Consider the following 26,068-nt stretch of genomic DNA (forward strand, 5'->3'; position numbering starts at 1 on the left):
CGCCTGTCCTTTCACAAAAAACAGCGCCACCGCAAAGCGGGGCGCTGTCGTGGCAGACACCAACGCCTGCAAATCAAACTTACATAACCTGGAAGGCAGAATTGGTTCTGCCTTCACAGTCATGTCAGGAAGCCGCGTTGGCTTCTTTCCGAGCTGCGACGAGGGTCTTAACAGACCCGCCAGCTTTCTCGACTGCAGCAATAGCCGATGCAGATGCACCAGCAACTTCAACAGTCACTGCCCGGGAAATCTCACCGTCAGCAAGCAGACGGATACCGGCATATTTGCCCGTACCGACCAGCCCAGCCTTACGAAGAGCTTCCTCATTGATCACTGATCCGGCTTCCAGCTTACCGTCAGCAATAGCCTTCTCAAGTGTACCAAGGTTCACCGGAGCATAGACCTTACGGAAGATATTCTTGAATCCCCGCTTCGGCATACGACGATACAGCGGAAGCTGACCACCCTCGAAGCCATTCAGGGAAACACCCTCACGAGCCTTCTGACCTTTTACACCCTTACCCGAGGTCTTGCCCTTACCAGAGCCGATACCACGTCCAAGGCGCTTCTTGCGATAACGAGAACCCTCGTTATCGCGGAGTTCATGAAGTTTCATTTCAATCCTCCACCTTCACCAGGTGGGCTACCTTGTTCAGCATACCCCGAATTGACGGTGTATCCTGCAGCTCGCGCGTGCGACCAATCTTGTTCAGACCCAGACCGACGAGCGTTGCCTGCTGACCTGGCTTACGTCCGTTCCCGGACGCAATCTGTGTGACACGAACAGTTTTAGCCTCAGACATCTGCGCCCTCCGCTACCTGCTCGCGCTTGCCAAGAATGTCAGAGACCTTCTTGCCACGGCGGTTAGCAACCGCACGCGGGCTAGCACAACGCTCCAGCGCCGCGAACGTCGCCTTCACCATGTTATGCGGGTTACGCGTTCCAAGCGACTTGGCGACAACGTCGTTGATGCCAAGGCTTTCGAACACGGCGCGCATCGGGCCACCAGCGATGATCCCCGTTCCAGCTTCCGCCGAACGAAGAACCACCTTACCAGCACCGAAGTGACCGGCAACGTCATGATGCAGCGTACGACCTTCCTTCATGGGAACGCGGATCATGCCGCGCTTCGCCTTTTCAGTAGCCTTACGGATCGCCTCAGGAACTTCACGAGCCTTACCCGCTCCGTATCCAACGCGACCTTTCTGATCACCCACGACAACCAGTGCAGCAAAAGCGAAGCGACGACCGCCCTTAACCACTTTCGCAACACGATTGATCGTCACGAGCTTGTCGATCAGATCATCACCTTCACGGTCCTGACGCTGATCGCGGTCGCGACCACGACCACCTTCTCTCGGTTCACGTGCCATTACGCGCCCCTCCTCAGAACGAGAGACCGCCCTCGCGGGCAGCCTCCGCGAGCGCCTTGATGCGCCCATGATAGATATAGGAGCCGCGATCGAACACAACCTGCGTCACACCGGCGGCAACCGCACGCTGGGCAACAAGCTTGCCGATAGCCGCTGCAGCATCCCGGTTTGCTCCAGTCGCACCGCCCGTACGGAACTCTTTGTCCAGAGAGGATGCGGCGGCCACTGTAAGGCCGGCGGCATCGTCGATCACCTGGGCATAGATGTTCTTGCCTGAACGGAACACCGACAGGCGCGGACGCCCGCCGGCCTTGCGGCGGAGCTGGAAGCGAAGGCGCTTGCGCCGCCGTTCCCGCAATTCCTGCTGAGTGCTCATTACTTCTTCTTGCCTTCCTTGCGACGAATGGTCTCGGTCTCATAACGCACGCCCTTGCCCTTGTAGGGCTCCGGCTTACGGAAGTTGCGAATATCAAGCGCAACCTGACCAACACGCTGCTTGTCAATGCCTTCGACGACCACGGCTGTCGGACGCGGCGTCGTGATTTTGATTCCCTGAGGAATCGGATACACGACGTCATGAGAGTAGCCGAGGTTCATCACAAGATTGGATCCCTGCACAGCAGCACGGAAACCCGTTCCTGTAATTTCAAGCGTCTTCGAATAGCCCTCGGAAACACCCTTGACCATGGAAGCGACGAGAGCACGGGTCGTGCCCCACATCATCCGGGCCTGGGCCAGAGAACCGAGAGGCTTGACCGCAACCTTACCCTCGTCGACCGTCGTCTCAACCAGAGGAGACAATGGAAGCTTAAGCTCGCCGAGTTTACCTTTAGCCGTCAGAATGCCAGCGTTGATGCTGACAGTCACTCCGGCAGGAACCTCAACGGGATATTTGCCTACGCGTGACATCTATCCCTCCTCAGAATACGCGGCAGAGAACTTCGCCGCCAACATTGGCGGCGCGAGCCTCTGCGTCGGAGAGAACACCACGCGGCGTCGACAGGATCGACACACCGAGGCCAGCATAGACACGCGGCAATTCCTTGATCTTGGAATAGACGCGACGTCCCGGACGCGACACACGGTGGATCTCTTTGATCACCGGCTCGCCTTCCGAATATTTCAGCTCGATACGGATCTGGGAAATACCCTTACGGATTTCCTCAACCGCGAAGCCACGAATGTAGCCTTCACGCTTCAGAGCCTCAAGCACGCTGGCGCGCAGCCGTGATGCCGGCGCAACACACGCGGCATGACGAGCGCGCTGTGCGTTACGGATACGGGTGAGCATATCACCCAAGGGATCAGAAAGTGACATTGCCGCCCCTTACCAGCTCGCCTTGACCACGCCCGGGATCTGGCCATTCGAAGCCAGGTCACGCAGCGCAATACGGCACAGCTCAAACTTACGGTAGTTACCGCGCGAACGACCTGTCAGCTTGCAGCGCAGGCGCACACGAACGCGGGAACCATTCCGGGGAAGCTCGGAAAGCTTGAGGGAAGCCTCAAAGCGATCTTCCATGGGAAGGGTGCGATCCATCACGATATTTTTAAGCGCCAGCCGCTTCGCCTTATCGCGCTGAGCCATATAGGCGCGCTTGGCGTTACGGTTGACGGCGGAAATCTTGGCCATGCCTGATTTACCCTCCGGAACCTGCCGGACCATTCCAGCGGTTTTCCAAAACCTTACATACTACCTGACGTCAACAGAGTTTCCATCAGGCTAAAACACCCTGAGGCCCGCAAAGGCCACAGGGAACGATCAAGCCGTGTTGGCTCACCCCATAAAGGGAAGATCAAAAGCTTTCAAGAGCGCCTTTGCCTCGGCATCGGTCTTCGCCGTTGTGACGAAGATGATGTCCATGCCACGAACCTGGTCAACCTTGTCGTATTCGATCTCCGGGAAGATCAGCTGTTCTTTCAGCCCCAGAGCAAAGTTGCCACGTCCGTCAAAGCCCTTGTTCGCAGGCAGACCACGGAAGTCACGAATGCGCGGCATCGCAATCGTCACCAGACGATCAAGAAACTCATACATCCGCGCGCGACGCAGGGTCACCTTGCAGCCGATGGGAAGACCTTCACGGATCTTGAAACCCGCGATTGCTTTTTTCGCCACTGTCTTGACCGGACGCTGACCAGCGATCAGCATCATTTCATTCAGAGCAGCGTCAAGCTTCTTCTGATCACCAGCAGCTTCGCCCACGCCCATATTGAGAACGATCTTCTCAAGACGAGGAACCTGCATCACATTCTTGTAGCCGAACTGCTCACGCAGCTTGCCAGCCAGCTCAGCTTCATATCGTGCCTTAAGGCGAGGGACGACGTGCGTATTTTCGGTAGCCATCAGTCCCTCCTCAGCCTTCGATCACTTCGCCGGTCGCTTTGGCGACTCGAACTTTGCGACCATCATCAAGAACACGGAAACCAACCTTGGTCGGCTTGCCGCTCTTCGGATCGATCAGAGCAAGGTTGGAGAGATTCACCGGCGCTTCGCGCTCGATGATACCACCTTCCTCACCCATGCGCGTTGCGCGCTTGTGGCGCTTTGCAACCGCAACGCCACGGACAACAGCCTTGTTCTCGACCGGCAGAACCGAGAGAACTTCACCGCGAACGCCCTTGGAAGACCCGGTCGTTACGACGACGGTGTCACCCTTTTTGATACGAGCAGCCATTACAGCACCTCCGGCGCCAGCGAGATGATCTTCATGAACTTGCGCGCACGCAGCTCACGGACAACCGGGCCAAAGATACGCGTACCGATCGGCTCCTGCTGCTTGTTGATCAGCACAGCCGCGTTGCGGTCGAAGCGAATCGCACTGCCGTCTGCACGACGCACCGGGTAGGACGTCCGAACGATGACGGCCTGATGGACGTCACCTTTCTTCACCTTGCCACGGGGAATCGCTTCCTTGACGGAAACGACGATCACGTCGCCGACCGAGGCAGACTTCCGCTTGGAGCCGCCCAGCACCTTGATGCACTGCACCTGACGTGCGCCTGAATTATCGGCGACCTCGAGGTTGGTCTCGGGATGGATCATTTACCTTATACCCCTGTTACGCAGCGTTCCCGGACGCAACATCACCAACGACTTCGCCGTTGCGTGAGATGACCGTCCAGGTCTTGCGCTTGGAAATCGGTGTGCATTCTTCGATGCGAACCGCGTCTCCAATCTTGCATACGTTAAGTTCATCATGCGCCGCATACTTCTTAGAGCGACGAATGAACTTCTTATAAAGCGGGTGCATGATACGACGATCGACAAGAACGGTAATCGTCTTGTCCATCTTGTCGCTGGTCACGCGCCCGCTGAGAATGCGCTTAGGCATTAGCCGCTCCCTCAGGAATTGGCCGCAGCACCAGCCGCGGCAGTCTTCTTCGCAGCCTGAGCTACGATCGTCTTGATACGGGCAATGTCACGGCGAACAACACGCACGCGGCTTGCCCCTTCATTCTGACCGGTGGCCTGCTGGAACCGAAGATTGAACTGCTCGCGCTTCAGATCGAGAAGAAGCGCCTGCAACTCATCAACGGATTTCACACGCAGATCAGCCGGCTTGAGTGCCTTGCTCATCTTATGCCTCTCCGATTCGGGTCACGAACTTCGTCTTGATCGGAAGTTTCGCAGCACCAAGAGCGAGCGCCTCACGCGCCACTTCTGGTGGAACCCCCTCGATCTCGAACAGGATACGACCCGGTCTAACACGGGCCACCCAGTATTCCGGAGATCCCTTGCCGGAGCCCATACGCACTTCGGCAGGCTTTGTCGAGACCGGAAGATCCGGAAAGATGCGAATCCACACGCGACCAGCACGTTTCATCGCACGGGTGATCGCACGACGGGACGCCTCGATCTGGCGTGCCGTGATACGCTCCGGCTCAAGAGCCTTGAGACCGAACGCGCCGAAATTCAGCTGCGTGCCGCTCTTGGCCAAGCCATGAATGCGGCCCTTGTGGGCCTTGCGGAATTTAGTCCGCTTTGGAGAAAGCATTGTTCTCTATCCCTCAGCGCTGCGGCGCCTGCTCAGCGGCGCGACGATCCTGGGCCATCGGGTCCTGGGCAAGGATCTCACCTTTGAAGATCCAAACCTTCACACCGCAGGTGCCGTAGGTCGTTTTCGCTGTTGCAGTTCCATAATCAATGTCGGCACGAAGTGTATGCAGCGGCACACGACCTTCACGATACCACTCGATACGAGCGATTTCAGCGCCACCAAGACGACCCGAGCAGTTGATTCGGATACCCTGGGCGCCGAGACGCATGGCCGACTGAACCGCACGCTTCATGGCACGACGGAATGCCACGCGACGTTCCAGCTGCTGGGCGATGTTTTCAGCCACCAGTGTCGCATCGATTTCCGGCTTGCGGATTTCGACAATGTTCAGCGCGACTTCCGTGCCAGCCATCTTCGTCAGCTCCTTGCGGAGTGCGTCGATGTCCTGGCCCTTCTTGCCGATGACAACGCCTGGACGCGCAGCATAGATCGTCACACGCGGCTTCTTTGCCGGACGCTCGATGACCACGCGGGAAACACCCGCACCAGCCAGCTTGCGACGCAGGAAAGCGCGCAGTTTCAGATCTGCATGCAGCAGCCGGGAATAGTCAGCATCTGCATACCAGCGGCTGTCCCAGGTGCGGTTGATACCGAGCCGAAGCCCGATCGGATTGACTTTATGTCCCATCGTCAGGCCGCCTTCTCTTCCGTCTTTGCCTCAGGCTCGGGCGCACGCTCGGCCACGACAATCTTCAGATGACTGAAGAATTTCTCGACGCGAGCGGAACGACCACGACCACGTGCATGGAAGCGACGCATCACGATCGACTTGCCCACATCGGCTGTCTTCACAACCAGCTGGTCAACGTCCAGCTGATGATTGTTCTCGGCGTTCGCAATCGCGCTCTCAAGTGTCTTCTTCACGTCCTGAGCGATACGACGCTTGGAGAACGTGAGAGTCGCCACTGCCTGAGCAGCCGGCTTGTTGCGGATCAGACCAGCAACAAGACCAAGCTTGCGGGGGCTCACGCGGATATTCCGCGTGATTGCCTGTGCTTCGTTCTCAGCCAGAACGCGAGGATGCTTGGATTTGCTCATCTCAGCCTCGCTTCGACTTCTTGTCCGCACCGTGACCATGGAAGGTACGGGTCGGAGAGAATTCGCCAAACTTGTGGCCAACCATGTTTTCAGTCACCTGAACCGGGAGGAACTTGTGACCGTTATAAACACCAAACGTCAGACCAACGAACTGCGGAAGGATCGTGGAACGACGTGACCAGATCTTGATCACCTCGTTACGACCCGACGCGCGTGACGCCTCGGCCTTGTTCAGCAGATACCCGTCTACGAACGGGCCTTTCCAGACGGAACGTGCCATCTCTTATTGCCCCTTACTTGCCGGTCTTCCGGCGACGGATGATCAGACTGTCCGTACGCTTGTTGACCCGTGTCTTGTAACCCTTGGTCGGCTTGCCCCACGGCGTAACCGGATGACGGCCACCCGAGGTCCGGCCTTCACCACCACCATGCGGATGGTCGACCGGGTTCATGACGACACCACGGTTGTGCGGACGGCGACCGAGCCAGCGCATACGGCCAGCCTTGCCCATGTGCTGGTTCATGTTGTCCGGATTGGACACCGCGCCAACCGTTGCGAAGCATTCACCGCGCACAACGCGAAGCTCACCGGACTGCAGGCGGATCTGGGCATAGCCAGAGTCCTTGCCGACCAGCTGGGCGTAGGTGCCTGCCGAACGAGCCATCTTGCCGCCAGCGCCCTGCTTCAGCTCGATGTTATGCACGATCGTTCCGACGGGGATCGAAGCCAGCGGCATAGCATTGCCCGGCTTGATATCAACGCGGGTGCCCGCGATGACCTGATCACCAACCTTCAGGCGCTGCGGAGCCAGAATATAGGCCAGCTCGCCGTCTTCGTACTTGATCAGCGCGATGAACGCCGTACGGTTCGGATCATATTCCAGACGCTCAACGGTGCCCAGCACGTCCAGCTTGCGACGCTTGAAGTCGACATAGCGATAGGACTGCTTGTGACCGCCGCCACGAAAGCGTGACGTCGTGCGACCATGATTGTTACGACCACCGGACTTGTTCTTGCCCTCGGTCAGCTGCTTGACCGGCTTGCCCTTCCACAGGTCAGCTCGGTCCACCAGCACCGTGCCACGAAGGCTCGGCGTGACGGGATTAAAGTGCTTCAATGCCATGTGTAGATACCCCGCGTCACGCCAGCTTGGCGGTCAGGTCAATCGACTGACCCTCCGCCAGCTGTACGAACGCCTTCTTGATATCGGAGCGCTGTCCGGGACGACCCTTGAAACGCTTCGTCTTGCCCTTCTGAACCAGCGTGCAAACGCTGACGACCTTGACGCCGAAAAGAGTCTCAACCGCGACCTTGATCTCAGGCTTGGTGGCCGAGGAGGCGACCTTGAAGGCCACCTGGTTCTTCTCGGACATCGCCGTCGCCTTTTCGGTGATCAGCGGCGCACGAACGATGTCGTAGAGCGCTTCGCGCGACATCTTTTCCGCCTTCTTGCGGATCGCAAGCACATTTGTCATGCCAGTCGCTCCTTGAGGGCTTCAACGCCAGCACGGGTGACCGCAAGGACGTCGTGGTTGAGAATGTCATAGACGTTCGCGCCGATGGTCGGCAGGACGTCAATCTTCGGCAGATTGCGGGCAGCGCGAACGAAACCTTCGTTCACTGTGCCGTCCACGATCAGAGCGGATGTCAGACCCAGAGCCTTCAGCTTTACAGCCAGCTCAGCAGTCTTCGTCACACCATCTGCTGCATCAAGAACGATCAGCTTGCCGTCTTTCGCCTTCTGGGAAAGAGCGGAGATCAGACCGAGACGACGCACCTTCTTGGGAAGGTCATAGCCATGATCGCGAACAACCGGACCATGAACCGCACCACCGGTACGATACTGCGGAGCGCGCAGCGAGCCCTGACGAGCAGAGCCAGTACCTTTCTGGCGGTACGGCTTCTTCGTCGTACCGGAGACCTCGCCCATGCCCTTCACCTTGTGGGTGCCGGCGCGGCGCTTGGCCAGCTGCCAGTGAACCACACGCGCCATGATGTCGGCACGCGGTGCAACAGCGAAAATCTCGTCCGGAAGCGTGGCTGTGCCGGCGCTGCCGTTATCGAGGGTTTTGATATCGAGTTCCATCGTCCTCAGCCCTCCGCCGTCGCAACGGCTGCCGGATACGGCGCCTCTGCATGACGGGCCTTCTTGATCGCGTCACGGACCATGACCAGTCCGTTCTTCGCGCCCGGGATGGAACCACGAATCATGACCAGATTCTTCTCCGGATCGACCGCAGCCACTTCCAGGTTCAATGTCGTCACGCGCTCATCACCAAGGTGACCAGCCATCTTCTTGTTCTTGAAGGTCTTGCCGGGATCCTGACGGTTACCGGTAGAACCATGTGAACGGTGAGAGATGGACACACCGTGAGAAGCTTCGAGACCGGCGAAGTTCCAGCGCTTCATGGCGCCAGCAAATCCCTTACCCTTGCTCGTGCCTGTGACATCCACCTTCTGACCAACCACAAAGTGGGAGGCGAGGATACGGGTGCCTGGCTCGAGAACGGCGTCGGCAGCAACGCGGAATTCGCGCACGGCCTTCTTCGGCTCGACCTTCACGCGGGCATAATGGCCGCGGTTCGGCTTCGTGACATTCTTCACCTTGGCCTTGCCAAGACCGAGCTGCACAGCGGTGTAACCGTCGCGCTCTTCGGTACGGGCATCAACCACCTGCACATCATCGAGATGCAGAACAGTGACGGGCACATGAGTGCCATCTTCCTTAAACAGCCGGGTCATACCCAGCTTTCTTGCGATCAATCCGGTACGCATCGTCTGGACCTTAGAGTTTGATCTCGACATCAACGCCAGCGGCGAGGTCGAGCTTCATGAGGGCGTCCACGGTCTGCGGGGTCGGCTCGACAATGTCGAGCAGCCTGCGGTGAGTCCGAATTTCGAACTGTTCGCGGCTTTTCTTATCCACGTGGGGTGAGCGGTTCACAGTGAACCGTTCGATATGCGTCGGCAGCGGGATAGGACCCCGAACCCGCGCACCCGTACGCTTCGCCGTGTTGACGATCTCTTTCGTGCTGTTATCGAGCACGCGATGATCGTACGCCTTTAGGCGAATGCGGATGTTCTGGTTGTCCATCGTCTTGTTTCAGTCCAACTTTCTAATCCGGTCAGGGTCTGCCCGGGATATCCCACCGCCAAGTAAGACCCCGGCCGGATCACTCCGACCGGGGACACTCAGTTCAGGGCCCACCCAATCAAGGGCTATGGGGCACCTGCCCCGTCTTACTCAGTGATCGAAGCGACCACGCCTGCACCAACCGTGCGGCCACCTTCGCGGATAGCGAAACGGAGACCTTCATCCATGGCGATCGGAGCTATCAGCTCGACGTCCATAGCGATGTTGTCGCCCGGCATGACCATTTCCGTGCCTTCCGGCAGGTGAACAACGCCAGTGACGTCGGTCGTGCGGAAGTAGAACTGCGGACGGTAGTTCGTGAAGAACGGCGTGTGACGACCACCCTCTTCCTTGGTGAGGATGTAAGCCTCAGCCTTGAACTTCTTGTGCGGCGTGATGGAGCCCGGCTTGGCCAGAACCTGACCACGCTCAACGTCCTCACGCTTCGTGCCACGCAGCAGGGCGCCGATGTTGTCGCCAGCCTCACCACGATCAAGCAGCTTGCGGAACATTTCAACGCCGGTCACGGTTGTCTTGGTCGTCGGACGGATGCCAACGATCTCAACTTCGTCACCTGTATTGACAACGCCACGCTCGACACGACCCGTTACAACCGTGCCACGACCAGAGATCGAGAACACGTCTTCGATCGGCATCAGGAACGGACGGTCAACCGGACGCTCCGGCTGCGGGATGTAGGAGTCAACAGCGTCCATCAGATCCTTGACGCGGTTCTCGCCAATTTCCGGATCGCCATCTTCCAGGGTAACAAGAGCGGAACCCTTGATCACCGGAATTTCATCGCCCGGGAACTGATAGGAAGAAAGAAGCTCACGCACTTCCATCTCGACCAGCTCAAGCAGCTCAGGGTCATCAACCTGATCAACCTTGTTCAGGAACACGACCAGAGCCGGAACACCGACCTGACGGGCGAGCAGGATGTGCTCACGGGTCTGCGGCATTGGGCCGTCAGCAGCGGACACAACCAGAATCGCGCCGTCCATCTGGGCAGCACCGGTGATCATGTTCTTCACATAGTCAGCGTGACCCGGGCAGTCGACGTGAGCATAGTGACGCTTTGCCGTCTCATACTCAACGTGAGCCGTGGAGATGGTGATACCACGAGCGCGCTCTTCGGGAGCGGCGTCGATCATGTCGTATGCCTTGAACTCAGCGCCGCCCGTCTTGGCCAGCGTCTTCGTGATCGCAGCGGTGAGCGACGTCTTTCCATGGTCAACGTGACCAATGGTGCCGATATTACAATGCGGCTTATTACGCTCGAATTTAGCCTTTGCCATCGTTTCTCTCCGTTACCCATCTATAGACGGGATGCGGTTGTTAGCAATTTCTGCTGCGGCACCCAACCCGGAACACCGCAACACACATAAAAAAGCGCTCGTTACCAGCGGTAGTGGCTGAAAGCCTTGTTGGCTTCCGCCATACGATGCGTGTCTTCGCGCTTCTTGACCGCGGCGCCACGATTATTCACGGCATCCATCAGCTCGTTGGAAAGACGATCCTGCATCGTGCTTTCACCGCGCTTGCGCGACGCATCGATCAGCCAGCGGATCGCCAGAGCCTGACGACGGTCAGCGCGAACTTCCACAGGCACCTGATACGTTGCACCACCAACACGACGGGAACGAACCTCGACGGCCGGCTTCACGTTATCCAGCGCCGCATGGAACATGGCGACAGGATCAGCGGAAGCACCCCCACGACGATGCAGCACATCCAGAGCACCGTAGACGATGCCTTCAGCCGTGGACTTCTTGCCATCATACATCAGCGCATTCATGAAACGCGTGATGACGATGTCTCCAAATTTCGGATCCGGTAGGATCTCACGCTTTACAGCGCGGTGACGGCGACTCATGCCTCGATATTCCCTTACTTCGGACGCTTAGCGCCATAGAGCGAACGACGCTGACGGCGCTTTGCGATGCCCTGGGTATCAAGCACACCACGGAGGATGTGGTAACGGACACCCGGAAGATCCTTCACACGACCACCACGGATCAGGACGACGCTATGCTCCTGAAGGTTATGACCCTCACCCGGAATATAGCTCACCACCTCATGGCCGTTCGTCAGACGCACCTTCGCGACCTTACGGAGCGCGGAGTTCGGCTTTTTGGGAGTGGTTGTATAAACGCGAGTGCAAACGCCGCGCTTCTGCGGGCAGCCCTGAAGGGCAGGCACCTTGTTGCGCTTTGCCGCAGGCTCGCGCCCCTTGGCGATCAGCTGGTTGATGGTCGGCATGCGCCTTTCCCGATCCTTACACAGTTCGGCCGGCGAACCCTCACTTCGGTTGCCGACTGTCATTCAAAATCACCCTCCGGATACAGCATCCGGAGAGCCTATGTTTACATCCGGCCTTAACGCACCCTCCAAGGAGCACATGGAACCGCATGCTGTAATTGCTTTGACAACAACCTGCCCGGACAGTGAGCCGGAATGCATGAAGCTGAGGCGGCGGACCCTAGGCCCCGGAACCATGCGAGTCAAGAAAACTCCCACGATTCGGGCCAGTTTCCTGACCTTACTGACATTAACATTCCGTTGGGACCGGCTTTTTGGCGTCGTTACGCAACGAATTGTGCGCCTCATAACCCGGAATCGCTGGTTTGACCAGTGAAAACGGGCATCACGATAGGGAAAAGAATCCATCGTGATATGCGTTATCCGCATCCAGCCGTCTGATGCTTGTCACAGGAAAAAAGAAAGGCCGGGACAAAACCCGGCCTTTCCATAATCACAGGATTTGAAGTCTGCTGATTACTCGGCAGCCTCATTTCCATGCTCAAGGCGCTGACGATCCTGACGCGCCGCAACAGCACGCAGCTTGTTCATCACGCTACCTGTTCCCGCAGGGATCAGACGACCAACGATGACGTTTTCCTTCAGACCGTTCAGTGTATCGACCTTGCCCGCCGTAGCAGCCTCGGTGAGCACGCGTGTCGTCTCCTGGAAGGAGGCGGCCGAGATGAAGGACTGCGTCTGCAGCGAGGCCTTTGTGATGCCCTGAAGCACTGGCATGGCCACCGCCGGACGATCTCCAGCATTCATGCGCTTGGTGTTCTCGCCTTCGAACTCGATGCGATCCACCGTCTCACCCACGAGATACGTCGTGTCACCCGGCTCCAGAACCTCGACCTTCTGCAGCATCTGGCGAACGATCACCTCGATGTGCTTGTCGTTGATCTTCACGCCCTGCAGTCGATACACGTCCTGAATCTCGTTCACGAGATAATCGGACAGAGCCTCGACACCCATGACCTTCAGGATGTCATGCGGCACGCGCGGACCGTCGACCAGCGGATCGCCTTTCTGGACAAAGTCACCTTCCTGAACGGAAACGTGCTTGCCTTTCGGCACCAGATATTCGGTCTCTTCACCTGTCTCATCGTTCTTGACGATGACACGGCGCTTCGACTTGTAATCCTTGCCGAACTCAACGCGACCTTCATTCTCTGCGATGATCGCATGATCCTTCGGACGACGTGCCTCGAACAGTTCGGCAACGCGCGGCAGACCACCGGTAATGTCACGCGTCTTGGAACCTTCACGCGGAATACGCGCCAGCACGTCACCCGCATGGACCTGCGCGCCGTTCTCAACGGAAAGCAGCGAGTCAGGCGACAGGAAGTAACGGGCGTCATTGCCGTTATCCAGTTTGATGACGTTGTTGTTGCTGTCCTTCAGCTGCAGACGCGGACGCAGGTCGACACCCTTGGAGGCCTGCTTGTAATCCACGACCACTTTCGAAGTCAGACCCGTCACTTCGTCCATACGCTCGACAAGCGTGATGGAGTCGATCAGGTCGAGATATTCGACCGTGCCTGCCTTCTCGGTGATGATCGGCAGGGTGTACGGATCCCACTCGGCCATCTTCTGGTTACGGGTGACGGCCTGACCGTCTTCCACCAGAAGTCGCGCACCGTAAGGCACACGATAGCGCGCACGCTCCGTACCGTTCTCGTCAGCCAGGATGATTTCACAGTTACGGGCCATGACAATCGGCACGTTCTGCGAGTTCTGCACCACGTTACGGTTGCGGATGGTCACCTTGCCGTCACGGGATGCTTCAACCATCGACTGCTCGGCGCCACGCTGGGCGGCACCACCGATATGGAAGGTACGCATCGTAAGCTGCGTTCCGGGCTCACCGATGGACTGTGCGGCGATAACACCGACAGCTTCACCGATGTTGACCGGCGTGCCGCGGGCAAGGTCACGACCGTAGCAGTGACCGCAAACGCCGACGCGGCTGTCACAGGTCAGAACAGAGCGAATCAGAACTGTCTCGACAGCGGCCTTCTCGATGATTTCGGCGTCAGCCTCCTCAACAAGATGGTTACGCTTGAAGATGACTTCACCCGTGGTCGGGTTCACGACGTCAGCTGCCAGCGTACGACCCAGGATTCGTTCGGAAAGCGAGGAAACAACCTCACCGCCATCCATCACCGCACGAATGGTCAGACCACGCTCGGTACCGCAATCGTTCTCGACGATGATGCAATCCTGAGCCACGTCGACCAGACGACGGGTCAGGTAACCCGAGTTGGCCGTCTTCAGAGCGGTATCGGCAAGTCCCTTACGGGCGCCGTGGGTCGAGGTGAAGTAATCGAGAACCGACAGGCCTTCCTTAAAGTTGGCGATGATCGGCTGTTCGATAATCTCACCCGACGGCTTGGCCATCAGACCACGCATACCGGCAAGCTGCTTCATCTGTGCTGGCGACCCACGCGCACCGGAGTGGCTCATCATCCAGACCGAGTTGATCGGCTTGCCGATCTCGGCCCGTGACAGCTCCTTGGTCATCGCAGCCTGCACTTCGTCCGTGCAGCGCGACCAGGCATCAACTACCTTGTTGTAGCGCTCGCCAGCGGTGATCAGACCGTCCTGATACTGCTGCTCGAATTCCTTGACCTCTGCGGACGTGCGGTCGACCAGCTCTTTCTTCTCGTGCGGGATGATCATGTCATCCTTACCGAAGGAGATACCGGCTTTCGCAGCGTGACGGAAACCAAGCGACATCATGCGGTCACAGAAGATCACCGCTTCCTTCTGACCACAGTGACGGTAGACCGCGTCGATCACGTCGGACACGTTCTTCTTGGTCAGCTGCTTGTTGATCAGGGAGAACGGGACCGAGCTGCTTTTCGGCAGGATCTGGGCGATCAGAACGCGACCCGGTGTCGTGACAACATTCTCGGCGTAAGAACTGCCATCTTCGCGGGTCATCTCAAGACGCATACGAATCTTGTCGTGGAGCTTCAGAGCGCCTGTCGACAGGGCATATTCGACTTCGTTGATCGAGCCGAAAGAGGGCGCGCCCTTTTTAAGAAGCTCACCAGTCTTGTCGTCATATTCATTGCGATCAAGCGTCGCTCCGAACTCAGGTGTCTCAAGGCTGAGATAGTAGAGCCCAAGAACGATATCCTGAGACGGCACGATGATCGGCTTGCCGTTCGCGGGGCTGAGGATGTTGTTGGTCGACATCATCAGCACGCGGGCTTCAAGCTGGGCTTCAAGCGACAGCGGCACGTGAACGGCCATCTGGTCACCGTCGAAGTCCGCGTTGAAGGCGGTGCAGACCAGCGGGTGAAGCTGGATCGCCTTACCTTCGACAAGGATCGGCTCGAACGCCTGAATACCAAGACGATGCAGCGTCGGTGCGCGGTTCAGCATCACGGGATGCTCGCGGATCACCTCTTCGAGAATATCCCAGACTTCCGGACGCTCCTTTTCCACCATGCGCTTTGCAGCCTTGATGGTGGTGGCGTGACCATATTTCTCGAGCTTCGAGTAGATGAACGGCTTGAACAGTTCCAGCGCCATCTTCTTGGGAAGACCGCACTGATGCAGTTTCAGCTCAGGTCCGACCACGATGACCGAACGACCGGAGTAATCGACGCGCTTGCCGAGCAGGTTCTGACGGAAACGTCCCTGCTTGCCTTTCAGCATGTCGGACAGCGACTTCAGCGGGCGCTTGTTGGCGCCTGTGATGGCGCGTCCACGACGACCGTTGTCGAACAGGGCGTCCACGGACTCCTGCAGCATGCGCTTTTCGTTACGAACGATGATGTCCGGCGCACGCAGCTCCATGAGCCGCTTCAGACGGTTGTTACGGTTGATGACGCGACGGTACAGATCGTTCAGATCCGACGTTGCGAAACGACCACCATCCAGCGGAACCAGAGGACGCAGCTCGGGCGGGATCACCGGCACGATGTCCAGAATCATCCATTCCGGCTTGCAGCCACTCTCGGCGAACGCTTCGATCAGCTTCAGACGCTTGACCAGCTTCTTGCGCTTGGCCTCGGATGTCGTCTCCTTCAGTTCCTGACGGAGATTGACCTTCTCGGCGTCGCAGTCGATGCGCTCGAGCAGCTTCTTGATGGCTTCAGCGCCGATACCGACTTCGATGCCGTCTTCGGCATGCTCATCGAGCACGTCGAGATACTGCTCTTCCGTCAGAAGGCTGAACTGCTTCAGAGGAGATGTGCCCGGCTCCAGAACCAGATAGCTCTCGAAGTAGAGAACCTTCTCCAGATCTTTCAGCGTCATGTCGACCATCAGGCCGATACGGCTTGGAAGCGACTTCAGGAACCAGATGTGCGCGACCGGGCTTGCGAGCTGGATGTGACCCATCCGCTCACGACGGACCTTCGCCAGCGTGACTTCAACACCGCACTTCTCGCAGACAATGCCGCGGAATTTCATGCGCTTGTATTTGCCGCACAGGCACTCGTAGTCCTTGATCGGACCAAAGATACGCGCGCAGAACAGACCATCACGTTCCGGCTTGAACGTACGATAGTTGATCGTCTCCGGCTTCTTGATCTCGCCAAACGACCAGGACCGGATCTGCTCGCTGGATGCAAGCTGGATCTTGATCTGATCGAAGGTGGCTGCCTGACCAGTCTGGCCAAGGATTTTCATGAGTTCATTCATGCGCCGAAAACCTCCAGGACGGGTGTCACGCGGCCGCGCTCCGCGTCACGCCGGGCGTTCTGCCCCGCGCTCCGTTTCATTGAAAACAGGTCGGCGTCGAGAGGCCAAGGCCCCTCGACAAGATTAAAGGGAAAATCAGTCACCACTGTTTTCCAGATCCACATTCAGACCAAGCGACTTCAGTTCCTTGATGAGAACGTTGAAGCTCTCAGGGATACCGGCCTCGAAGTCGTCCTGCTCACGAACGATCGATTCGTAAACCTTGGTACGACCGGAGACGTCATCGGACTTGACCGTCAGCATTTCCTGCAGCGTGTAAGCTGCGCCATACGCCTCAAGTGCCCAGACTTCCATCTCACCGAAGCGCTGGCCACCAAACTGCGCCTTACCACCCAGCGGCTGCTGCGTGACAAGCGAGTAAGGACCGATCGAACGGGCATGGATCTTGTCATCGACAAGGTGATGCAGCTTGAGCATGTAGATGTAGCCGACCGTCGTCTTGCGCTCGAACGGCTCGCCTGTGCGACCGTCGATGAGCTGAGACTGACCGGAACGGTCGACACCCGCCTTCTCAAGCATGTTCTCGATATCGGGGATCGAGGCGCCATCGAACACCGGCGTTGCAATCGGCACGCCCTTGCGCAGATTGTTCGACAGTTCAACGAGCTGGTCGTGGGACATTTCAGCGATGTCGGCCTTGAAGACCTCATCCCCATAAACATCCTTCAGTTCATCCAGAAGCACCTGCTTCTTTTCACCGTCCCGCTGATACTCATCGACCATGTTGCCAATGCGGCGGCCGATGTTGGCGCAGGCCCAGCCAAGATGAGTCTCAAGGATCTGTCCGACGTTCATTCGTGATGGCACACCGAGCGGGTTCAGCACGATGTCAACAGACGTTCCATCCTCCAGGAACGGCATGTCTTCAACCGGCACCACACGGGAAACAACACCCTTGTTTCCGTGACGACCAGCCATCTTGTCACCCGGCTGAAGCTTACGCTTCACCGCAACGAAGACCTTGACCATCTTCATCACGCCCGGCGGCAGTTCATCACCACGCTGGAGCTTCTCGACCTTGCTGTCGAAACGAGCCTGAATCTTCTGGATAGCGGCATCGAATTCACGACGCAGGGTTTCCAGCTCAGCCGTGACGGAGTCGGACGCGACGCTTACGTTGCGCCATGCGCCACGCGGAATCTCGGCCAGCACTTCTTCCGTGATCGGTGTGCCGGACTTCAGACCCTTGAAGCCTGTTCCCGCCGTCTCACCGATGAGACGTTCACGCAGACGGTTGTAGAAGGAACGCTCCTGAATGGCGCGCTCGTCATCACGGTCCTTCGCCAGACGCTCGATCTCGGCGCGCTCGATCGCCATCGCACGCTCGTCCTTGTCGACACCGCGACGGGAGAAGACGCGGACGTCAACGATCGTGCCGGTCGTGCCGGGCGGCAGACGCAGCGACGTGTCACGAACGTCGGAAGCCTTTTCACCGAAGATGGCGCGGAGGAGCTTCTCTTCCGGCGTCATCGGGCTTTCGCCCTTCGGTGTGACCTTACCGATCAGGATGTCGCCCGGGTTCACCTCGGCGCCGACATACACGATGCCTGCCTCGTCGAGATTGCGAAGAGCTTCTTCACCGACATTCGGGATGTCGCGGGTGATTTCTTCCTGACCAAGCTTCGTGTCACGCGCCATGACTTCGAATTCCTCGATATGGATCGAGGTGAAAACGTCGTCACGCGCGATACGCTCGGAGATCAGGATGGAATCTTCGAAGTTGTAACCGTTCCAGGGCATAAACGCGACGAGCACGTTACGGCCCAGAGCCAGTTCACCCAGTTCCGTGGACGGACCATCGGCAATGATGTCACCAGCAGCAACCTGATCGCCCACGCGCACCAGCGGACGCTGGTTGATGCAGGTGGACTGGTTGGAACGGGAGTATTTCCGCAGACGATAGGTATCAACACCCTGCGTCGCACCGGTTGAGTCCGTTACGCGCACCACGATGCGGGCGCCGTCGATCTGATCGACCACACCACTGCGGCGGGCAACGATCGTCGCACCCGAGTCATGAGCAACAGCGGCTTCCATGCCCGTTCCAACCAGCGGCGCATCGGAGCGCACCAGCGGAACAGCCTGACGCTGCATGTTCGATCCCATGAGCGCACGGTTGGCGTCATCGTTCTCAAGGAACGGAATCAGCGCCGCGGCGACGGAAACAAGCTGCTTCGGAGAAACGTCACAGGCCGTCACGTCAGTCGGGAGAACCTGACGGAAGTCACCGTTCCGGCGAACCGAAACGAGGTCACCGGTCAGGGTACCGTCCTTGTCCTGCTTGGCGTCAGCCTGAGCAACGACAAGACGCTCTTCTTCCATGGCGGAAAGATACTTCCAGCCGTCCTGAAGCTTGCCATCCTTCACGAGACGATAAGGTGTCTCGATGAAGCCGTACTTGTTCACCTTGGCATAGGTCGCCAGTGAGTTGATCAGACCGATGTTCGGGCCTTCCGGCGTCTCAATCGGGCAGATACGACCGTAATGGGTCGGATGAACGTCACGGACCTCGAAGCCTGCGCGCTCACGGGTCAGACCGCCCGGGCCAAGCGCCGAAAGACGACGCTTGTGCGTGACTTCCGAAAGCGGGTTGGTCTGGTCCATGAACTGTGAAAGCTGCGAGGAACCGAAGAACTCACGCACAGCAGCAGCGGCCGGCTTCGCGTTGATCAGGTCATGCGGCATGACCGTGTCGATATCAACGGAACCCATACGCTCGCGAATGGCGCGCTCCATACGGAGCAGACCGATGCGATACTGGTTTTCCATCAGTTCGCCGACAGAGCGAACACGACGGTTACCGAGGTTATCAATGTCGTCGATCTGGCCGCGACCATCCTTCAGATCGCACATGACCTTCATGGTGCGCAGGATGTCTTCCTTGCGGAGGACACGCACCGTGTCAGGGCATTCAAGACCCAGACGCATGTTCATCTTCACACGACCGACAGACGACAGGTCATAGCGGTCAGGATCGAAGAACAGGCTGCGGAACATCGCTTCCGCCGTCTCAGCGGTCGGCGGCTCACCCGGACGCATGACGCGATAGATGTCGATCAGCGCCTCATCACGGGAGTTGTTCTTGTCCACCGTCATGGTGTTGCGGATCCACGGACCATTGGCCTGGTCAACCGCAAGGGTCGGCAGCTCAGTGATCCCGGCTTCTTCCAGCGCCAGCAAACGGGCTTCTGTCAGTTCTTCGCCGCCCTCACCATAGATCTCACCCGTGTTCGGGTTGACGATATCATGGGCGATGAAACGTCCAAGCAGGTCCGCTTCCGTGACCAGTACTTCCTTCGTGGTCTCGGCGATCTTGCGGACGGCACGAGCGGTCAGCTTTGTATCAGCTTCAGCAACGACCTCGCCGCTATCCGCGTCGATCAGGTCGGAGAGAAGCTTCTGCCCCTTGAAAGCTTCCGGGTCGAAAGCGCGCGCCCAGCCCTTGGCGGTCTTCTGGAAGATGACCTTGCCATAGAAGTAGTCAAGGATCTCATCGGAATCCATGCCACCGATGTCCATGGAAGCGACGTCGCCGCCCTCTTCCGCCTTCTTCTTGCGCGCAGCCTCGGAATTGGCGCCTTCGAGCGCATAAAGCAGCGTTGTGGCCGGCAGCTTACGCTTCCGGTCGATACGGACATAGATCAGGTCCTTGGCGTCGAATTCGAAATCGAGCCATGAACCGCGATACGGGATAACGCGGGCCGAGAAGAGATACTTGCCCGAAGAGTGGGTCTTGCCCTTGTCGTGATCGAAGAAGACGCCCGGCGAACGGTGCATCTGGCTGACGATCACGCGCTCGGTGCCGTTGACGATAAAGGTGCCGTTATCGGTCATCAGGGGCATGTCGCCCATGTAAACCGGCTGCTCCTTGATATCGCGGATCGAGCGGGAGCCCGTATCCTCATCAACGTCCCAGACGATCAGACGGAGAATGACCTTCAGCGGCGCGGCATAGGTCAGGCCACGCTGGATGCACTCTTCAACGTCATATTTCGGGTCTTCGAATTCGTACTGAACGAACTCAAGACGACCGCGGCCTGCGAAATCGTTGATCGGAAAAACGGAACGGAAAACTTCCTGAAGCCCCGTCTGCGTCCGCGCATCAGGTGATACGTTCGCCTGAAGAAATGCCTCATAGGAGGCGCGCTGAACATCGATGAGGTTAGGCATCGGCGCAACTTCGGGAATCCGCCCGAAACTTTTGCGGATCCTTTTACGCCCCGTGAACGATTTGGTGATTGCGTTCATGTCTATCTGCCTCGTCCCTGCCGTCGGACCATCCGGCCACCCCGTTTCCAAAAAGGAAAGGAGAGGGCCAGACGGTCCGGCCTGTAATGCACACTTCACACGACCCACGCCGTAATCCGGTGCAGTCGTCTGGTCCGTGAAACGTTGTAGCATCTACCCTTTACAGGGAGTCACTACAGACGAACAGGCGGAGACCGTAGACAGCCTCCGCCCAGAACCAACTCAAAACAGTGACGGCACACGCAGGTGCCGCCAGAAGATCGAGATAATTATTTAATCTCAACCTTAGCGCCGTTGTCTTCGAGAGTCTTCTTGATCTTCTCGGCTTCGTCCTTGCTGGCACCTTCCTTGATGGTCTTCGGAGCGCCTTCGACAAGGTCCTTGGCTTCCTTCAGACCCAGACCGGTGATCGTGCGGATTTCCTTGATCACGTTGATCTTCTTGTCGCCTGCGCTGGCAAGGATCACGTCAAATTCGGTCTTCTCTTCAGCCGGAGCAGCAGCGCCCGGAGCAGCAGCGGCTGCAACAGCAACCGGAGCAGCGGCGGAAACGCCCCACTTCTCTTCGAGGAGCTTGGACAGCTCAGCAGCTTCGAGAACTGTAAGAGCGGAAAGCTCGTCAACAAGCTTGTTCAGATCGGCCATGATATGGTCTTCCTAATATAGATACTAGTTCAGGATGCACAACCCGAAAGAAACGGGTCATGCGCATTTTCTCTCTCCCCGCAAGGGGAGACGCATCAGGCTGCGTCCGCCTCGCCCGTCTTGGCATAGGCACCAAAGACCCGAGCCAGCTGGCCTGCCGGCGCCTGGAGAACACCCGCGATACGCGTAGCCGGCGTGGAGATGAGCCCCACGAGCTGCGCACGAAGTGCGTCCAGAGACGGCAGCTCGGCAAGCGCCTTGAGCCCGTTGACGTCAAGCGCCTGGGTTCCAAGGGCGCCACCAAGCAGCACCAGTTTCTCATTGGTCTTGGCGAACTCGACGAGCACTTTCGTCACTGCCACAGGATCAGCCGACCACGACAAGGCGGTCGGTCCCTTCAGCAGCGGCGCAATGCCATCGAATCGGGTCCCATCCAGGGCGAGAGTGGCCAGCCGGTTCTTCGCGACCTTGTAAGTCGCTCCCGCTGCACGCACCTTGCGACGCAGGTCAGTCACATCAGCAACTGTCAGCCCGTCATTACGGGTGACAACCACCATGGACGTCTCTGCGAACACGGTAGCGAGCGAGGCGACAAATTCGCGCTTCTCCGTACGGTTCACTTCCCGTCTCCGTGTTAGCCCATCCATTCAGGGAGGATGAGCCGGTTACCCAAGGATCATCAGCGGAGCTGACAATCCGGTTCGCCTGTCCATGTCACGATACGCACGGAGAGCAGATCGAAATCCACAAACCAGCACCCTCGTCTCCCGGTCGCGCCACAAGGGCATTAAGGCAGAGCCACATCCGGTCTTGGACAGGATCAGATGACGCGAAAGCGCCACCCTGGAAAGCCGGGAAGCAGAACCTCCCGGCGATCATTCTTTGTGTCAGCCGCCGAAAGCGGAGACTTCAACACTCACACCCGGACCCATGGTCGAGGAAAGAGCCACCTTCTTCAGGTAGGTTCCCTTCGCACCGGTCGGACGAGCCTTCTGAACAGCATCCACGAATGCGCGGATGTTTTCAGCCAGCTTGTCAGCGTCGAAAGAAGCCTTGCCGATACCGGCATGGATGATACCGGCCTTCTCGGCGCGATACTCAACCTGACCGGACTTCGCAGCCTCGACAGCACCCTTGACATCCATGGTCACGGTGCCGAGCTTCGGGTTCGGCATCAGGCCGCGCGGGCCAAGCACCTTACCGAGACGACCGACGAGGCCCATCATGTCCGGGGTCGCAATGCAGCGGTCGAAGTTGATTTCGCCAGCCTGCACCTTCTCCATCAGGTCTTCCGCACCAACCACGTCGGCACCGGCAGCCAGAGCTTCCTCAGCCTTCGCGCCACGAGCGAACACACCGACACGCAGAGTCTTGCCCGTGCCATTCGGCAGGGAGAGCAGACCGCGGACCATCTGGTCAGCGTGACGCGGGTCAATGCCGAGGTTCAGGGAGATCTCAACCGTCTCGTCGAACTTTGCTTTCGCATTGCTCTTTACGAGGGCAAGGGCTTCATCGAGAGCATACTGCTTCGTGCTGTCAACAGTCGCGCGGGCAGCGGTCAGACGCTTGTTCTTTGCCATGATCTCAGCCCTCCACAACCTGCAGGCCCATCGAACGGGCGGAACCCATGAGCATACGCACGGCGCCGTCGATGTCGTTGGCGTTCATGTCTTTCTGCTTCGTCTCGGCAATCTCGCGCAGCTGCGCAATCGTCACCTTGCCGACGGCTGCAGACTTGCCGACTGTCTGGCTGCCCTTGGAAATCTTGGCAGCTTTCAGCAGGAAGTATGTGTTCGGCGGCGTCTTGGTGATGAAGCTGAACGTGCGATCGGCATACGCGGTGATGACCACTGGAATCGGCATGCCGGGCTCCATGCCCTGCGTCTTGGCGTTGAACGCCTTGCAGAATTCCATGATGTTCAGGCCACGCTGACCAAGAGCGGGACCGACCGGCGGAGACGGATTCGCCTTGCCTGCCGGAATCTGAAGCTTGATGTAGCCAACGATTTTTTTGGCCATATCCGGGACTCCTTTATATTGAACCCGAACCGCGGTTCTGGCGAAATCCTCCGACGCCCAAGGGCGCACGGACAACTCTCCCGCGTTTCGTAAGAGCCGGGGCCATACGCCTGCTTGCCCTTGCCGTCAAGTATGCGTGACAGAGAATCGGGGTCTTGTGGCGCGGCAAGTTACATCCGGCTTACCGTCATGATAGAGTAAGTTTCATGTCACGACGTCCGGACATCGGCGAGCCACGCCCTCTCCCTCCGCCTCCCAACCGGAGCTCCCTTCGGGAAGCTGCTCTCGCTCATCTGGCCCGGTTTGCAGCCACAGAAAGAGGACTCGCCCTCGTTCTGGAACGCCGGATCGCCCGCTGGGGCCGCCGGGCTGTCGAGGATGGACAGGAGTCGTCCACCGTCACGGAAACGGTGAACAGCCTTCTCCCGCTGGCGACAACCATCGCGCAGGACATGGTTGCACTGGGCGCGGTCAATGATCATGGCTTCGCCAAATCCCGCGCAGCCCGCCTCACCCGCAGCGGCCGTTCACGGCGCGCCGTGCAGGCGCAGCTCGCCGCCAAAGGCATCGATTCGTCCACCAGCGAACAGGCGCTTGATGACACGCTTGGACAGGATGAGGCCGCCCGTGACGCAGAGATCGCCGCAGCACTCATTTTTGCCCGCAAACGCAGGGCTGGACCCTTTCAGCGGGAAGAGTCGCCTGATGATGCGAGCGATGATCATGCCGAAAAGAAAGCCCGGCTTTACGGCGCGTTCGCTCGCGCAGGTTTTTCCCGAGATATTGCTGACAGAGCGCTTGGGATGGACCCGGACGAAGCCGAAACCCGCATTCTGACCCTGAAAGCCAGTTTGTGATGCCGCCTGCCACCCGTCCCCCCTCTCCTCGCAAACGTCCCTTGAAAAAGATCCTCTACTGCCTGCCTGCCCTGCTCCTTGCGGGATGTGGTGGCGGTGATACCGGCAGAAGCTGGCAGGGACGCCTCCAGTGCGCTCCCTGGGCGCGGGAACACTCATCCATCGCGCTACGGGGGGCGGCTGCATCATGGTGGCGCAGCGCGGACGGCCAATACGCACGCGGCCCACGTCCAGCACCGGGCGCCGTGCTTGTCTTCCGCTCGTCGTCCCGCCTGCCGGACGGCCATGTTTCCGTAGTGCGTTCCGTGCGGGGCGCCCGCGCTATTCTCGTCGATCAGGCGAACTGGAATCCCGGACGGGTCGACCATGCAGTTCCTATCGTTGATGTCTCTCCGCGCAATGACTGGACACGGGTGCGGGTATGGTGGAGTCCGACAGGGAGCATGGGACGCACAGTCTATCCAACCTATGGCTTCATACTTCCCGCCCGGCCCGGCGGATGGATTTCGTAAGGAAATAGACATGAAACCCCAGTGGCTTTCCGGCTCAGGGGCGTGTAATACTGCTATTAACGCTTCCATACGCGTTTCAGGCGGTTATTCCCCTGAAGTCCATGCAACACCAACTGAAACTTTACCCGTCCGTGCGTCTCTCTTGCCCGGCGGTTTCTTCAGGTTGAGGAGTCGACACAATGGGTAGCTTCAGCATCTGGCACTGGCTGATCGTTCTGGCTGTGGTCCTGATCGTCTTTGGCGGAAGCGGGAAGATCAGCACGCTGATGGGTGATTTCGCCAAGGGCATCAAATCCTTCAAGAAGAATCTTGATGATGACGAGTCCATGGAACATCCTGCATCAACGCAGGACGGTCGTATCTCGCCGCCGCCAGCCAATCCGGCGAATTTCTCCACGGAACAGCGTCCCACGACGTCCAGCGGCCCCAACACTCACTGACATCCGGTCGCCCTGGGCGGCGGCCCGCTTCAGGGATTCGTCACACGATGAGTTTCGTCACTGATACAGAACACGCACGCACACCCTCTGGCACGTCCGACATCGCGTGGGACAAGGCTGTCGAGCAGATCATCCATGCGGGTCGTCGTATGGACCAGCGTGGATGGGTGCCTGCAACAGCCGGCAATCTCAGTGTCCGGCTTGCCGATGGCCGGATCGCCGTCACACGCTCTGGCGGTCATAAGGGCTTTCTGACCAGACAGGGCGTCATCGAAGTCGGGCTGGATGGCACGTCCATCCGACCGAAAGACCGTCCAAGCGCCGAGACGCTTCTGCACTGTCAGATCTATGCGCATTTTCCCGACGCCGGCGCTGTGTTGCATGGGCATTCCGTCGCCTCGACGGTGCTGTCCATGGCGAGCACTGACTCGGAGCTTTATCTGGCCGATTACGAAGTCCTGAAGGTTTTCGAAGGGCAGACCACGCACGAGACGCGCCTTGCCGTGCCCGTCTTTCCGAACGATCAGGATATTGCTCGCCTTTCGCGGAGCGTGGCCCTGTTCCTCAATGACATGAAGGCCGGATATATCATCCGTGGCCATGGTGTGTATGTCTGGGGTCCGGATATGGACACCGCGCTCGCCCGTCTGGAAGGACTGGAATTCCTTCTCGCCTGCGAGCTGGAGCAGGCGAAACTTCGCGCTGCGGTTCAGGAAGCCTGATC

General features: G+C 58.5%; 35 protein-coding genes. 4 read left to right on the forward strand and 31 right to left on the reverse strand.

Annotated features, from left to right (window positions below):
* Positions 1 to 124 precede the first annotated feature (124 nt).
* From rplO to rplK, 31 genes are all read right to left on the reverse strand, one after another.
* On the reverse strand, positions 125 to 616 hold the full coding sequence (gene rplO / locus EMQ_RS08415; RefSeq protein WP_010666036.1) for a 50S ribosomal protein L15: 492 nt from the start codon (positions 614 to 616) through the stop codon (positions 125 to 127).
* 1 nt (position 617) lies between these two features.
* On the reverse strand, positions 618 to 803 hold the full coding sequence (rpmD, locus tag EMQ_RS08420; RefSeq protein ID WP_010666037.1) for a 50S ribosomal protein L30: 186 nt from the start codon (positions 801 to 803) through the stop codon (positions 618 to 620).
* Complete coding sequence (gene rpsE, locus EMQ_RS08425; protein ID WP_010666038.1) at positions 796 to 1,374, reverse strand: 30S ribosomal protein S5; 579 nt, start codon at positions 1,372 to 1,374, stop codon at positions 796 to 798. Before rpsE ends, rpmD begins: the two co-directional genes overlap by 8 nt.
* Before the next feature lie 13 nt (positions 1,375 to 1,387).
* Positions 1,388 to 1,750, reverse strand: a complete 363-nt coding sequence (gene rplR / locus EMQ_RS08430; protein WP_010666039.1) for a 50S ribosomal protein L18 — start codon at positions 1,748 to 1,750, stop codon at positions 1,388 to 1,390.
* A complete protein-coding gene (gene rplF, locus EMQ_RS08435; RefSeq protein WP_010666040.1) occupies positions 1,750 to 2,283 on the reverse strand; it encodes a 50S ribosomal protein L6 in 534 nt (177 codons plus the stop codon). Before rplF ends, rplR begins: the two co-directional genes overlap by 1 nt.
* Positions 2,284 to 2,293: 10 nt before the next feature.
* Complete coding sequence (gene rpsH / locus EMQ_RS08440) at positions 2,294 to 2,692, reverse strand: 30S ribosomal protein S8 (protein ID WP_010666041.1); 399 nt, start codon at positions 2,690 to 2,692, stop codon at positions 2,294 to 2,296.
* A 9-nt stretch (positions 2,693 to 2,701) separates the two neighbouring features.
* On the reverse strand, positions 2,702 to 3,007 hold the full coding sequence (gene rpsN / locus EMQ_RS08445; RefSeq protein ID WP_010666042.1) for a 30S ribosomal protein S14: 306 nt from the start codon (positions 3,005 to 3,007) through the stop codon (positions 2,702 to 2,704).
* 144 nt (positions 3,008 to 3,151) lie between these two features.
* The gene (rplE, locus tag EMQ_RS08450) at positions 3,152 to 3,718 is read right to left on the reverse strand and encodes a 50S ribosomal protein L5 (RefSeq protein WP_010666043.1); all 567 of its coding nucleotides are present in this window, start codon (positions 3,716 to 3,718) and stop codon (positions 3,152 to 3,154) included.
* Positions 3,719 to 3,728: 10 nt separating this feature from the next.
* Positions 3,729 to 4,049: a 50S ribosomal protein L24 gene (gene rplX, locus EMQ_RS08455; RefSeq protein ID WP_010666044.1), complete on the reverse strand. Its 321-nt coding sequence runs from the start codon at positions 4,047 to 4,049 to the stop codon at positions 3,729 to 3,731.
* Positions 4,049 to 4,417 carry a 50S ribosomal protein L14 gene (gene rplN / locus EMQ_RS08460; protein WP_010666045.1) on the reverse strand — a complete coding sequence of 123 codons (369 nt, stop codon included), beginning with the start codon at positions 4,415 to 4,417 and terminating at the stop codon, positions 4,049 to 4,051. Before rplN ends, rplX begins: the two co-directional genes overlap by 1 nt.
* A 16-nt stretch (positions 4,418 to 4,433) precedes the next feature.
* Positions 4,434 to 4,706 (reverse strand): 30S ribosomal protein S17, encoded by a 273-nt coding sequence (gene rpsQ, locus EMQ_RS08465; RefSeq protein ID WP_010666046.1) that lies wholly within the window; start codon positions 4,704 to 4,706, stop codon positions 4,434 to 4,436.
* An 11-nt stretch (positions 4,707 to 4,717) separates the two neighbouring features.
* Positions 4,718 to 4,951, reverse strand: coding sequence for a 50S ribosomal protein L29 (gene rpmC / locus EMQ_RS08470; protein ID WP_010666047.1), 234 nt, complete (start codon positions 4,949 to 4,951; stop codon positions 4,718 to 4,720).
* Between the two features lies 1 nt (position 4,952).
* Positions 4,953 to 5,369, reverse strand: coding sequence for a 50S ribosomal protein L16 (rplP, locus tag EMQ_RS08475; protein WP_010666048.1), 417 nt, complete (start codon positions 5,367 to 5,369; stop codon positions 4,953 to 4,955).
* 13 nt (positions 5,370 to 5,382) lie between these two features.
* Positions 5,383 to 6,060 (reverse strand): 30S ribosomal protein S3, encoded by a 678-nt coding sequence (gene rpsC, locus EMQ_RS08480; protein WP_010666049.1) that lies wholly within the window; start codon positions 6,058 to 6,060, stop codon positions 5,383 to 5,385.
* Positions 6,061 to 6,062: 2 nt separating this feature from the next.
* Positions 6,063 to 6,470 (reverse strand): 50S ribosomal protein L22, encoded by a 408-nt coding sequence (gene rplV / locus EMQ_RS08485; protein ID WP_010666050.1) that lies wholly within the window; start codon positions 6,468 to 6,470, stop codon positions 6,063 to 6,065.
* Between the two features lies 1 nt (position 6,471).
* Positions 6,472 to 6,750, reverse strand: a complete 279-nt coding sequence (gene rpsS, locus EMQ_RS08490; protein WP_010666051.1) for a 30S ribosomal protein S19 — start codon at positions 6,748 to 6,750, stop codon at positions 6,472 to 6,474.
* A gap of 13 nt (positions 6,751 to 6,763) precedes the next feature.
* Positions 6,764 to 7,594 (reverse strand): 50S ribosomal protein L2, encoded by an 831-nt coding sequence (rplB, locus tag EMQ_RS08495; RefSeq protein ID WP_010666052.1) that lies wholly within the window; start codon positions 7,592 to 7,594, stop codon positions 6,764 to 6,766.
* 16 nt (positions 7,595 to 7,610) lie between these two features.
* Positions 7,611 to 7,907 (reverse strand): 50S ribosomal protein L23, encoded by a 297-nt coding sequence (locus tag EMQ_RS08500; RefSeq protein WP_180952759.1) that lies wholly within the window; start codon positions 7,905 to 7,907, stop codon positions 7,611 to 7,613.
* Positions 7,908 to 7,942: 35 nt separating this feature from the next.
* Positions 7,943 to 8,557, reverse strand: coding sequence for a 50S ribosomal protein L4 (gene rplD, locus EMQ_RS08505; protein WP_010666054.1), 615 nt, complete (start codon positions 8,555 to 8,557; stop codon positions 7,943 to 7,945).
* Between the two features lie 5 nt (positions 8,558 to 8,562).
* Positions 8,563 to 9,246 (reverse strand): 50S ribosomal protein L3, encoded by a 684-nt coding sequence (gene rplC / locus EMQ_RS08510; RefSeq protein WP_026200129.1) that lies wholly within the window; start codon positions 9,244 to 9,246, stop codon positions 8,563 to 8,565.
* A 10-nt stretch (positions 9,247 to 9,256) separates the two neighbouring features.
* Positions 9,257 to 9,565, reverse strand: a complete 309-nt coding sequence (gene rpsJ, locus EMQ_RS08515; RefSeq protein ID WP_007282720.1) for a 30S ribosomal protein S10 — start codon at positions 9,563 to 9,565, stop codon at positions 9,257 to 9,259.
* Between the two features lie 146 nt (positions 9,566 to 9,711).
* Positions 9,712 to 10,902, reverse strand: a complete 1,191-nt coding sequence (tuf, locus tag EMQ_RS08520) for an elongation factor Tu (protein ID WP_010666056.1) — start codon at positions 10,900 to 10,902, stop codon at positions 9,712 to 9,714.
* A 101-nt stretch (positions 10,903 to 11,003) separates the two neighbouring features.
* Positions 11,004 to 11,480 (reverse strand): 30S ribosomal protein S7, encoded by a 477-nt coding sequence (gene rpsG / locus EMQ_RS08525; RefSeq protein WP_010666057.1) that lies wholly within the window; start codon positions 11,478 to 11,480, stop codon positions 11,004 to 11,006.
* 14 nt (positions 11,481 to 11,494) lie between these two features.
* Positions 11,495 to 11,866, reverse strand: coding sequence for a 30S ribosomal protein S12 (gene rpsL, locus EMQ_RS08530; protein ID WP_010666058.1), 372 nt, complete (start codon positions 11,864 to 11,866; stop codon positions 11,495 to 11,497).
* 516 nt (positions 11,867 to 12,382) lie between these two features.
* Positions 12,383 to 16,564, reverse strand: a complete 4,182-nt coding sequence (rpoC, locus tag EMQ_RS08535; RefSeq protein ID WP_010666059.1) for a DNA-directed RNA polymerase subunit beta' — start codon at positions 16,562 to 16,564, stop codon at positions 12,383 to 12,385.
* Positions 16,561 to 16,707, reverse strand: coding sequence for a hypothetical protein (locus EMQ_RS08540; protein WP_018308169.1), 147 nt, complete (start codon positions 16,705 to 16,707; stop codon positions 16,561 to 16,563). Before EMQ_RS08540 ends, rpoC begins: the two co-directional genes overlap by 4 nt.
* A complete protein-coding gene (gene rpoB / locus EMQ_RS08545; RefSeq protein WP_010666061.1) occupies positions 16,700 to 20,872 on the reverse strand; it encodes a DNA-directed RNA polymerase subunit beta in 4,173 nt (1,390 codons plus the stop codon). Before rpoB ends, EMQ_RS08540 begins: the two co-directional genes overlap by 8 nt.
* Before the next feature lie 269 nt (positions 20,873 to 21,141).
* Entirely contained in the window at positions 21,142 to 21,516 is a 375-nt protein-coding gene (rplL, locus tag EMQ_RS08550; RefSeq protein WP_018308168.1) for a 50S ribosomal protein L7/L12, read from the reverse strand.
* Positions 21,517 to 21,611: 95 nt separating this feature from the next.
* Positions 21,612 to 22,136 (reverse strand): 50S ribosomal protein L10, encoded by a 525-nt coding sequence (gene rplJ, locus EMQ_RS08555; protein WP_010666617.1) that lies wholly within the window; start codon positions 22,134 to 22,136, stop codon positions 21,612 to 21,614.
* Positions 22,137 to 22,403: 267 nt separating this feature from the next.
* Positions 22,404 to 23,096 carry a 50S ribosomal protein L1 gene (gene rplA / locus EMQ_RS08560; protein WP_010666618.1) on the reverse strand — a complete coding sequence of 231 codons (693 nt, stop codon included), beginning with the start codon at positions 23,094 to 23,096 and terminating at the stop codon, positions 22,404 to 22,406.
* 4 nt (positions 23,097 to 23,100) lie between these two features.
* Entirely contained in the window at positions 23,101 to 23,535 is a 435-nt protein-coding gene (gene rplK, locus EMQ_RS08565; protein ID WP_010666619.1) for a 50S ribosomal protein L11, read from the reverse strand.
* A 206-nt stretch (positions 23,536 to 23,741) separates the two neighbouring features.
* Here rplK and EMQ_RS08570 point away from each other — a divergent pair, with 206 nt between their 5' ends.
* From EMQ_RS08570 to EMQ_RS08585, 4 genes are all read left to right on the forward strand, one after another.
* Positions 23,742 to 24,392 carry a regulatory protein RecX gene (locus EMQ_RS08570; protein ID WP_010666620.1) on the forward strand — a complete coding sequence of 217 codons (651 nt, stop codon included), beginning with the start codon at positions 23,742 to 23,744 and terminating at the stop codon, positions 24,390 to 24,392.
* Positions 24,392 to 24,904, forward strand: a complete 513-nt coding sequence (locus EMQ_RS08575) for a CHAP domain-containing protein (protein ID WP_010666621.1) — start codon at positions 24,392 to 24,394, stop codon at positions 24,902 to 24,904. Before EMQ_RS08570 ends, EMQ_RS08575 begins: the two co-directional genes overlap by 1 nt.
* A gap of 179 nt (positions 24,905 to 25,083) precedes the next feature.
* Positions 25,084 to 25,344, forward strand: coding sequence for a twin-arginine translocase TatA/TatE family subunit (locus EMQ_RS08580; RefSeq protein ID WP_010666622.1), 261 nt, complete (start codon positions 25,084 to 25,086; stop codon positions 25,342 to 25,344).
* Between the two features lie 47 nt (positions 25,345 to 25,391).
* Complete coding sequence (locus tag EMQ_RS08585) at positions 25,392 to 26,066, forward strand: methylthioribulose 1-phosphate dehydratase (RefSeq protein ID WP_010666623.1); 675 nt, start codon at positions 25,392 to 25,394, stop codon at positions 26,064 to 26,066.
* Positions 26,067 to 26,068 lie beyond the last annotated feature (2 nt).

The sequence above is a fragment of the Acetobacter aceti NBRC 14818 genome (assembly GCF_000193495.2).
Lineage (GTDB): Bacteria > Pseudomonadota > Alphaproteobacteria > Acetobacterales > Acetobacteraceae > Acetobacter > Acetobacter aceti.

Excerpts from the sequence above, each read along its gene's own strand:
- rplO (WP_010666036.1), bottom strand. The coding sequence starts at position 616 with ATGAAACTTCATGAACTCCGCGATAACGAGGGTTCTCGTTATCGCAAG.
- rpmD (WP_010666037.1), bottom strand. The coding sequence starts at position 803 with ATGTCTGAGGCTAAAACTGTTCGTGTCACACAGATTGCGTCCGGGAAC.
- rpsE (WP_010666038.1), bottom strand. The coding sequence starts at position 1,374 with ATGGCACGTGAACCGAGAGAAGGTGGTCGTGGTCGCGACCGCGATCAG.
- rplR (WP_010666039.1), bottom strand. The coding sequence starts at position 1,750 with ATGAGCACTCAGCAGGAATTGCGGGAACGGCGGCGCAAGCGCCTTCGC.
- rplF (WP_010666040.1), bottom strand. The coding sequence starts at position 2,283 with ATGTCACGCGTAGGCAAATATCCCGTTGAGGTTCCTGCCGGAGTGACT.
- rpsH (WP_010666041.1), bottom strand. The coding sequence starts at position 2,692 with ATGTCACTTTCTGATCCCTTGGGTGATATGCTCACCCGTATCCGTAAC.
- rpsN (WP_010666042.1), bottom strand. The coding sequence starts at position 3,007 with ATGGCCAAGATTTCCGCCGTCAACCGTAACGCCAAGCGCGCCTATATG.
- rplE (WP_010666043.1), bottom strand. The coding sequence starts at position 3,718 with ATGGCTACCGAAAATACGCACGTCGTCCCTCGCCTTAAGGCACGATAT.
- rplX (WP_010666044.1), bottom strand. The coding sequence starts at position 4,049 with ATGGCTGCTCGTATCAAAAAGGGTGACACCGTCGTCGTAACGACCGGG.
- rplN (WP_010666045.1), bottom strand. The coding sequence starts at position 4,417 with ATGATCCATCCCGAGACCAACCTCGAGGTCGCCGATAATTCAGGCGCA.
- rpsQ (WP_010666046.1), bottom strand. The coding sequence starts at position 4,706 with ATGCCTAAGCGCATTCTCAGCGGGCGCGTGACCAGCGACAAGATGGAC.
- rpmC (WP_010666047.1), bottom strand. The coding sequence starts at position 4,951 with ATGAGCAAGGCACTCAAGCCGGCTGATCTGCGTGTGAAATCCGTTGAT.
- rplP (WP_010666048.1), bottom strand. The coding sequence starts at position 5,369 with ATGCTTTCTCCAAAGCGGACTAAATTCCGCAAGGCCCACAAGGGCCGC.
- rpsC (WP_010666049.1), bottom strand. The coding sequence starts at position 6,060 with ATGGGACATAAAGTCAATCCGATCGGGCTTCGGCTCGGTATCAACCGC.
- rplV (WP_010666050.1), bottom strand. The coding sequence starts at position 6,470 with ATGAGCAAATCCAAGCATCCTCGCGTTCTGGCTGAGAACGAAGCACAG.
- rpsS (WP_010666051.1), bottom strand. The coding sequence starts at position 6,750 with ATGGCACGTTCCGTCTGGAAAGGCCCGTTCGTAGACGGGTATCTGCTG.
- rplB (WP_010666052.1), bottom strand. The coding sequence starts at position 7,594 with ATGGCATTGAAGCACTTTAATCCCGTCACGCCGAGCCTTCGTGGCACG.
- EMQ_RS08500 (WP_180952759.1), bottom strand. The coding sequence starts at position 7,907 with ATGTCGCGCGAAGCGCTCTACGACATCGTTCGTGCGCCGCTGATCACC.
- rplD (WP_010666054.1), bottom strand. The coding sequence starts at position 8,557 with ATGGAACTCGATATCAAAACCCTCGATAACGGCAGCGCCGGCACAGCC.
- rplC (WP_026200129.1), bottom strand. The coding sequence starts at position 9,246 with ATGCGTACCGGATTGATCGCAAGAAAGCTGGGTATGACCCGGCTGTTT.
- rpsJ (WP_007282720.1), bottom strand. The coding sequence starts at position 9,565 with ATGGACAACCAGAACATCCGCATTCGCCTAAAGGCGTACGATCATCGC.
- tuf (WP_010666056.1), bottom strand. The coding sequence starts at position 10,902 with ATGGCAAAGGCTAAATTCGAGCGTAATAAGCCGCATTGTAATATCGGC.
- rpsG (WP_010666057.1), bottom strand. The coding sequence starts at position 11,480 with ATGAGTCGCCGTCACCGCGCTGTAAAGCGTGAGATCCTACCGGATCCG.
- rpsL (WP_010666058.1), bottom strand. The coding sequence starts at position 11,866 with ATGCCGACCATCAACCAGCTGATCGCCAAGGGGCGCGAGCCTGCGGCA.
- rpoC (WP_010666059.1), bottom strand. The coding sequence starts at position 16,564 with ATGAATGAACTCATGAAAATCCTTGGCCAGACTGGTCAGGCAGCCACC.
- rpoB (WP_010666061.1), bottom strand. The coding sequence starts at position 20,872 with ATGAACGCAATCACCAAATCGTTCACGGGGCGTAAAAGGATCCGCAAA.
- rplL (WP_018308168.1), bottom strand. The coding sequence starts at position 21,516 with ATGGCCGATCTGAACAAGCTTGTTGACGAGCTTTCCGCTCTTACAGTT.
- rplA (WP_010666618.1), bottom strand. The coding sequence starts at position 23,096 with ATGGCAAAGAACAAGCGTCTGACCGCTGCCCGCGCGACTGTTGACAGC.
- rplK (WP_010666619.1), bottom strand. The coding sequence starts at position 23,535 with ATGGCCAAAAAAATCGTTGGCTACATCAAGCTTCAGATTCCGGCAGGC.
- EMQ_RS08570 (WP_010666620.1), top strand. The coding sequence starts at position 23,742 with ATGTCACGACGTCCGGACATCGGCGAGCCACGCCCTCTCCCTCCGCCT.
- EMQ_RS08575 (WP_010666621.1), top strand. The coding sequence starts at position 24,392 with ATGCCGCCTGCCACCCGTCCCCCCTCTCCTCGCAAACGTCCCTTGAAA.
- EMQ_RS08580 (WP_010666622.1), top strand. The coding sequence starts at position 25,084 with ATGGGTAGCTTCAGCATCTGGCACTGGCTGATCGTTCTGGCTGTGGTC.
- EMQ_RS08585 (WP_010666623.1), top strand. The coding sequence starts at position 25,392 with ATGAGTTTCGTCACTGATACAGAACACGCACGCACACCCTCTGGCACG.